Below are 1,105 nucleotides of genomic sequence, written 5' to 3'. Positions count from 1 at the left end.
TAATATTGGTGGAGCCTAGCGGGATCGAACCGCTGACCTCCTGCGTGCAAAGCAGGCGCTCTCCCAGCTGAGCTAAGGCCCCAGAATAAAGTTGTAAAATGGTCGGGAAGACAGGATTCGAACCTGCGACCCCCCCTTGGTCCCAAACCAAGTGCTCTACCAAGCTGAGCTACTTCCCGTAATGGTGCGCCCGAGAGGAGTTGAACCCCCCCTAACCTCTTGATCCGTAGTCAAACGCTCTATCCAATTGAGCTACGGGCGCTAGATGGTGCCGAGGGCCGGACTCGAACCGGCACGGTGGAAACCCACCGCAGGATTTTAAGTCCTGTGCGTCTGCCAATTCCGCCACCCCCCCGGCACAGAAAGAAATAACACTTTAATCATCTGGCAAACAAAATGATTAAGATTCTGGAGCGGAAGACGGGATTCGAACCCGCGACCCCCCCACCTTGGCAAGGTGATGTTCTACCACTGAACTACTTCCGCTAAATCATAAAATTGTATGGTGCGGGTGGAGGGACTTGAACCCCCCACGTCGATAGACACTAGATCCTAAGTCTAGCGCGTCTGCCAATTCCGCCACACCCGCTATAATAATGGTGAGCCATGCAGGATTTGAACCTGCGACCCTCTGATTAAAAGTCAGATGCTCTACCAACTGAGCTAATGGCTCCAAGTGGTGCCGGCCAGAGGACTTGAACCCCCCCCAACCTACTGATTACAAGTCAGTTGCTCTACCAATTGAGCTAGACCGGCTTAAATGGTGGAGGATGCAGGGCTCGAACCTGCGACCCCCCCTTGCTTGTAAGGCAAGTGCTCTCCCAGCTGAGCTAATCCTCCGATGTACGCCTAGCAACGTCCTACTCTCGCAGGGGGGGCGCGAGCCCCCCCAACTACCATGGGCGCTGGAGAGCTTAACTACTGTGTTCGGCATGGGAACAGGTGTGACCTCTCCGCTATCGTTACTAGACTCTTTTTTCAAGGACAAGATATATTATAACTCACTTTACATTATAAATGCAAGAGTTTTTTTTAGTTTTTTTAATATACCCTAAAAACTAGATAAGAATTGCAGACAAGAATCAAACAAACCATACATAAAAGA

The 1,105-nt window shown here is 51.0% G+C and carries 9 tRNA genes and 1 rRNA gene; all 10 read right to left on the bottom strand.

The window, feature by feature from the left end:
- Positions 1-6: 6 nt before the first annotated feature.
- Positions 7-82, bottom strand: a tRNA-Ala gene (locus JCM21714_RS17775).
- A 17-nt stretch (positions 83-99) separates the two neighbouring features.
- Positions 100-179, bottom strand: a tRNA-Pro gene (locus JCM21714_RS17770).
- A 3-nt stretch (positions 180-182) separates the two neighbouring features.
- Positions 183-262 (bottom strand) — tRNA-Arg (locus tag JCM21714_RS17765).
- 4 nt (positions 263-266) lie between these two features.
- A tRNA-Leu gene (locus JCM21714_RS17760) sits at positions 267-358 on the bottom strand.
- Between the two features lie 51 nt (positions 359-409).
- Positions 410-486: transfer RNA gene (locus tag JCM21714_RS17755), tRNA-Gly, on the bottom strand.
- Positions 487-503: 17 nt separating this feature from the next.
- A tRNA-Leu gene (locus tag JCM21714_RS17750) sits at positions 504-589 on the bottom strand.
- A gap of 8 nt (positions 590-597) precedes the next feature.
- Positions 598-673, bottom strand: a tRNA-Lys gene (locus tag JCM21714_RS17745).
- 4 nt (positions 674-677) lie between these two features.
- Positions 678-756, bottom strand: a tRNA-Thr gene (locus JCM21714_RS17740).
- A 5-nt stretch (positions 757-761) separates the two neighbouring features.
- A tRNA-Val gene (locus JCM21714_RS17735) sits at positions 762-840 on the bottom strand.
- 7 nt (positions 841-847) lie between these two features.
- A 5S ribosomal RNA gene (gene rrf / locus JCM21714_RS17730) occupies positions 848-970 on the bottom strand.
- Between the last annotated feature and the right edge of the window lie 135 nt (positions 971-1,105).

Origin of the sequence: Gracilibacillus boraciitolerans JCM 21714 (assembly GCF_000521485.1) — a bacterium.
GTDB lineage: Bacteria > Bacillota > Bacilli > Bacillales > Amphibacillaceae > Gracilibacillus > Gracilibacillus boraciitolerans.
The sequence above is the reverse complement of the archived record's forward strand: the minus strand, read 5'-3'. Positions and strand labels throughout refer to the sequence as shown.